This is a genomic window from Lysobacter sp. 1R34A (genome assembly GCF_051217035.1).
Classification (GTDB): domain Bacteria; phylum Pseudomonadota; class Gammaproteobacteria; order Xanthomonadales; family Xanthomonadaceae; genus Lysobacter.
In genome coordinates this window covers 1-4899 of sequence record NZ_JBPKJP010000170.1, presented here as the reverse complement: position 1 = coordinate 4899, position 4899 = coordinate 1, and the positions used below count along the sequence as shown (strand labels likewise).

Here is a 4899-nt window from a genome sequence, read left to right as displayed (position 1 = left end):
GCGGGCGGGCCACTGGGCGAGCAGTTCGCGGCTCCATTCGGCCGCCGCGCCGTCGCCCGGGCGCGCCAGGGTGCGCGCGACCACGCTCAGCGGCACCGCCGCGTCGCCCTGCAGGACCAGCCGGGCCTCCAGCAGCGACGACAGGATCGGCGCCACCGCGGCCTCGGCCGACTGCCCCGGCACCGGCCCGAACAGGGCCAGATCGATGGCGCCGATGGCCTCGGCCAACGGGGTCAGCATCTCGAAGGCTTCGTTGCGGTCGCCCGGGCGCTCGCGGCTGTCGCGCAGCGACGGCAGCATCACCGCCAGCGCCTTCCACGGCGCCGATTGCCGCTGCAGAGCCAGGCCGAGCGGGTGCCGTCGGCGGCCCTGGCTCCAGCCCTGCAGTTCTTCGACCCACCAGCCGAGCTTGGCCTCGCCCGGCGCGGCATCACTGCCGCCCCAGGCGGCATCGGTCAGTTCCTGCTGCAGGCTAGCCCAGGCCAGCGCGGTGCCGCGCTGGGCGCGAGGCACGAACACTTCGGCCACCGACCATTCCGGCCAGCGCGCGCGCCACTTGCCGGTGAAATCCTCCAGCGCGTCGTCGCGTTCGGCGGCGGCGGCCGCTGCGGTCATCGCGTCGCCGGCCATGCGCCAGGCTCGCTCAGACTCGAAGGCAGCTCGACCAACACATCGCCCTGCCAGGCGATCGGGTCGTCCTCGCTGAGGCGATAACCCCACAGCGCCACCACCGAGGCCATGCCGGCGGCGCGCGCGGCGACGATGTCGCGTTCGTCGTCGCCGACGTAGACGCAGTCGCCGGGGCGCATGCCGATCAGCTCGGCGGCATGGGTCAGCGGCAGCGGATCGGGCTTGCGCACCGCCAGGGTGTCGCCGCCGATCAGCACCGCGCAGCGGGTCTGCCAACCCAGCAGCGGGATCAGCTTGCGCGCGAGGTATTCGGGTTTGTTGGTGACGATGCCCCAGACGCAGCCGGCCGCCTCCAGCGCCGCCAACATCGGCTCGACGCCTTCGAACGGCGCGCCGTGCAGGCCGAGTTCGCGTTCGTACAGATCGAGGAATTCCTGGACCCAGCCGTCGCGCTCGCTGGGGTCGATGTCGGGAAAGGCCGCGCCGATCATCGCCCGCGAGCCCTTCGACACATGCGGCCGCAGCAAGTCGAGGCTGATCGGGTCGCGGCCGCGGTCGGCGCGCATCCGGTTGGCGACCGCGAGCATGTCCGGCGCGCTGTCGAGCAAGGTGCCGTCGAGATCGAACAGCACCGCCTTCGGAAAGGCACGCGCCTCGGCCTGGCCGAGCGTAGCGGCGGTGCTCATGCGTCGGGCTCCGGTTTCAGCGCACAGGCCAGGTAATTGATGTCGGTGCGCGAGATCACCCGCGCTGCGTTGCGCCAAGGTTCGTACATCAGGCCGCTGACGTCCTCCATCCGCAGGCCGGCCTCGCGCAGCCAGGCGGCGAGTTCGGACGGCTTGATGAAGTCGCGGTACTGATGGGTGCCCTTGGGCAGCACCCGCGCCACGTACTCGGCGCCCACGATGGCCAGCGCGAACGCCGCCGGGGTGCGGTTGAGAGTCGACAGGAACAGGCGGCCGCCGGGCTTGAGCAGGCGCGCACACGCCCGCACCACCGCGGCCGGGTCGGGCACGTGTTCGAGCATCTCCATGCAGGTGATCGCGTCGAAGCGGCCCGGCATCTCGTCGGCCAGGCTTTCGGCCGACTGCAGACGGTAGTCGACCGCGACGCCGGTCTCCAGGCGATGCAGCTTGGCGACCTTGATCAGTTCCGGCGCCAGGTCGATCGCGGTGACCTGCGCGCCGGCCGCGGCCAGGGCCTCGCTGAGCAGGCCGCCGCCGCAACCGACGTCGAGCACCTGCGCATCGCGCAGCGTGGCGCGCTGGGCGACATAGCCCAGGCGCGCCGGATTGAGCGCGTGCAAGGCCTTCTGCGGGCCTTCCGGATCCCACCAGCGATTGGCCAGCGCGCCGAACTTGTCGAGTTCGGCCTGGCTGAAGTTGTCGTGCTCGGCCGCGGCGCTGGCGCCTGCGGTGTGGTCGTGCGGGGTCGAATTGGCTGCGCTCATGACTTCCTGCCCGTCATTGCTGCGGATCGTTGCGGACCATTCTCTTTGCGCAAGGCGCGCGGAGGATCGGTCCGGCGTGGCGCGGGCCGGGCCCGCGGCGTGTGGGTCGATGTCGAGGTGGATAGTGTGAAGCAGACTGCGCCGACGCGCTGTCGAGGCCGGCCCTCGGCATTCCGCTCAAAACCGGCCTGCACGACGCTGATCGGCGCGAAGCCTGCCGCTTCGAAGCCTGCCGCTTCGAAGCCGCGCGGCGGCGACGCCGCGCGCGATGTCCGCGCCGCGCTCAGCGCCCGATCGTCGAGATGCGTTCGCGCCATTGCCGGGCGTTCGCGATCAGGGCCGCGGTGTCCATGTCGATCAGCTCGCGCTGGCGCAACTTGCTGCGCCCGGCGATCCAGACGTCGCTGACCTGGTGACGGCCGGTCGCGTACATCAACTGCGAGACCACGTGGTGCACCGGCTGGGTTTCGAGCTGGCCGAGGTCGACGCAGACCAGATCGGCCTGCTTGCCGATCTCGATCGAGCCGATCTTGGCCTCATAGCCGAGCGCCCTGGCGCCGCCTAGGGTGGCCGCGCGGAGCGACTTGAACGCATCCAGCGCCGAGGCGTCGTTGGCCACCGCCTTGGCCAGCAGGGCCGCGGTGCGCGTCTCGCCGAACATGTCGAGGTCGTTGTTGCTGGCGCAGCCGTCGGTGCCGATCGCCAGGTTGACCCCGGCCTGCTCCAGCTTGCACGCCGGGCAGAAACCCGAGGCCAGCTTGAGGTTGGATTCCGGGCAATGCACCACGCTGACACCGCGCTCGGCGCACAAGGCGATCTCGGCGTCGGTGAGCTGGGTCATGTGCACCGCGATCAGGCGGTCGCTGACCAGGCCCAGCCGGTCCAGGCGCGCGAGCGGGCGCTGGCCGTGCAGCTTGATCGAGTCGGCCACTTCCTGCGCGGTCTCGTGGGTGTGCAGGTGGATCGGCAGATCGAGCTGGTCGGCCAGCATGCGGATGCGTTCGAAGTTCGCATCGCTGACCGTGTACGGCGCGTGCGGCGCGAACGCGGTGGCGACCAGGGCATCGTCGCGCCACAGGTCGTGCACTTCGCCGGCGCGGTCGAAGTATTCGTCGGAACTCTTGGCCCAGGCGGTCGGGAAATCGATCACCGGCAGGCCGACCCGCGCGCGGAAGCCGTGGCGCTTGTACACCGCGGCCTGCACGTCGGGGAAGAAATAGTTTTCGTTGGCGCAGGTGGTGCCGCCGCGCAGCATCTCGGCGATCGCCAGGGCGATGCCGTCTTCGACGAACTGCGGCCCGATCACCGCTGCCTCGACCGGCCAGATGTGGCCCTGCAGCCATTCCATCAGCGGCAGGTCGTCGGCGATCCCGCGCAGCAGGGTCATCGGGTTGTGGGTGTGGGCGTTGACCAGGCCCGGGATCAGCGCGGCCTCGGGCCGCGACACCGTCTGCGCCGCGGCGTAGCGCGGGCGCGCCTCGGCGGTCGGCAGCAGGCCGACGATGACGCCGTCCTTGACCGCCACGGCGTGGTCTTCGAGCACCACCGCATGCGGCTCGACCGGCACCACCCAGCCCGCTTCGATCAACAGGTCGCAGGCGATGGGCGGGTGTTCGTGGGTCATATGCGCTCGCTCGTAAGGCTGTGGGGCACCGGCGCGGCGGGCGCCGGTCGGCGGTGCCGGGCGGTCGCCGGCCCGGCTCGCGCCCGACCTCGATTGTGGGCTGGCCGGATTACAGCAGACCGGATTACAGCAGCCCGGATTACAACAGACCGGACGACGGCAGGCCGGATGACGGCGGACCGACTACAGCCGGCTTTGCCGATCGCGGCCGCCACTCAGGCCGGGGCCCGGCTCGCGCCGGGACCGGACCGCGGCCGCCAGGGCGGCCACGGCCCAAACTCGACTCACTTGGCGCGGCTGAAATACTCGCCCGAACGGGTGTCGACCTTGATGATCTCGTCCTGGCCGACGAACAGCGGCACGCGCACCACCGCGCCGGTTTCCAGGGTCGCCGGCTTGCCGCCGCCGCCCGAGGTATCGCCGCGCACGCCCGGGTCGGTCTCGACGATCTTCAGTTCGACGAAGTTCGGCGGCTGGACCATGATCGGCACGCCGTTCCACAGGGTCACCACGCAGGCCTCTTCGCCCTTGAGCCACTTTTCCGCGCCGCCCATGCCGGACTTATCGGCCTGGACCTGCTCGAAGCTTTCCTGGTTCATGAAGTGCCAGTATTCGCCGTCGGTGTACAGGTACTGCATGTCGGTATCGATGACGTCGGCGGCCTCGAGGTCGTCGGTCGCCTTCATGGTCATTTCGACCACGCGGCCGGTCTTGATGTTGCGGTACTTCACGCGGGTGAAGGCCTGGCCCTTGCCCGGCTTGACGTACTCGGTGTCGGTGATGACGCAAGGCTCGTTGTTGACGAGGATCTTCATCCCGTTCTTGACGTCGTTCATGCCATAGCTGGCCATGCTGAAACTCCTGCGAATAATGAGTGTGGCGTTGCGTTTGGGTTCCGGCCACCCCCGCACCGGACGGTGCCGGCGGTGGCCGCGGCCGTCGTCCGGCGCGCTCCCGGGCCGGCCTGCGACGGGCCCAGGGGTCCGCGATGCGGGGGACCTGCCTGTGGCGGCGGAAGGCTAGAATGTCGGGCTGCGCCGGCCCTCCGCTGCGATTCACCGCGGCGGCGGGACCCGGGCGCCGTAATCGGAACCCTGAAGGCTAGCCCCGCATGATACCCGCAGCTCACGCCTCCTTACAGCAGGCCACCCCGCCCGCCAGCCCCGCCGGCGGCCCGCCGGCCGCGGGCGCGCGC

Annotated in this window: 5 protein-coding genes; all 5 read right to left on the bottom strand. The window is 70.6% G+C overall.

Going from position 1 to position 4899, the window contains the following annotated elements; translation table 11 throughout:
* The coding region (locus ACSAMQ_RS19980) for a hypothetical protein (protein ID WP_435397334.1) at window positions 1-630 on the bottom strand (630 nt) is incomplete at its 3' end.
* The gene (locus ACSAMQ_RS19975; RefSeq protein WP_435397333.1) at window positions 612-1316 is read right to left on the bottom strand and encodes a phosphoglycolate phosphatase; all 705 of its coding nucleotides are present in this window, start codon (window positions 1314-1316) and stop codon (window positions 612-614) included. The genes ACSAMQ_RS19975 and ACSAMQ_RS19980, both read right to left, overlap by 19 nt.
* Window positions 1313-2080 carry a bifunctional 2-polyprenyl-6-hydroxyphenol methylase/3-demethylubiquinol 3-O-methyltransferase UbiG gene (ubiG, locus tag ACSAMQ_RS19970; RefSeq protein WP_435397332.1) on the bottom strand — a complete coding sequence of 256 codons (768 nt, stop codon included), beginning with the start codon at window positions 2078-2080 and terminating at the stop codon, window positions 1313-1315. Before ubiG ends, ACSAMQ_RS19975 begins: the two co-directional genes overlap by 4 nt.
* A 283-nt stretch (window positions 2081-2363) precedes the next feature.
* Complete coding sequence (locus tag ACSAMQ_RS19965; protein ID WP_435397331.1) at window positions 2364-3704, bottom strand: TRZ/ATZ family hydrolase; 1341 nt, start codon at window positions 3702-3704, stop codon at window positions 2364-2366.
* A gap of 284 nt (window positions 3705-3988) precedes the next feature.
* Window positions 3989-4555, bottom strand: coding sequence for an elongation factor P (gene efp, locus ACSAMQ_RS19960; RefSeq protein WP_435397330.1), 567 nt, complete (start codon window positions 4553-4555; stop codon window positions 3989-3991).
* Window positions 4556-4899: the final 344 nt, after the last annotated feature.

What these genes read in the sequence shown, in the direction of transcription:
- ACSAMQ_RS19975 (WP_435397333.1), bottom strand. Translation starts at nt 1,316, where the DNA reads ATGAGCACCGCCGCTACGCTCGGCCAGGCCGAGGCGCGTGCCTTTCCG.
- ubiG (WP_435397332.1), bottom strand. Translation starts at nt 2,080, where the DNA reads ATGAGCGCAGCCAATTCGACCCCGCACGACCACACCGCAGGCGCCAGC.
- ACSAMQ_RS19965 (WP_435397331.1), bottom strand. Translation starts at nt 3,704, where the DNA reads ATGACCCACGAACACCCGCCCATCGCCTGCGACCTGTTGATCGAAGCG.
- efp (WP_435397330.1), bottom strand. Translation starts at nt 4,555, where the DNA reads ATGGCCAGCTATGGCATGAACGACGTCAAGAACGGGATGAAGATCCTC.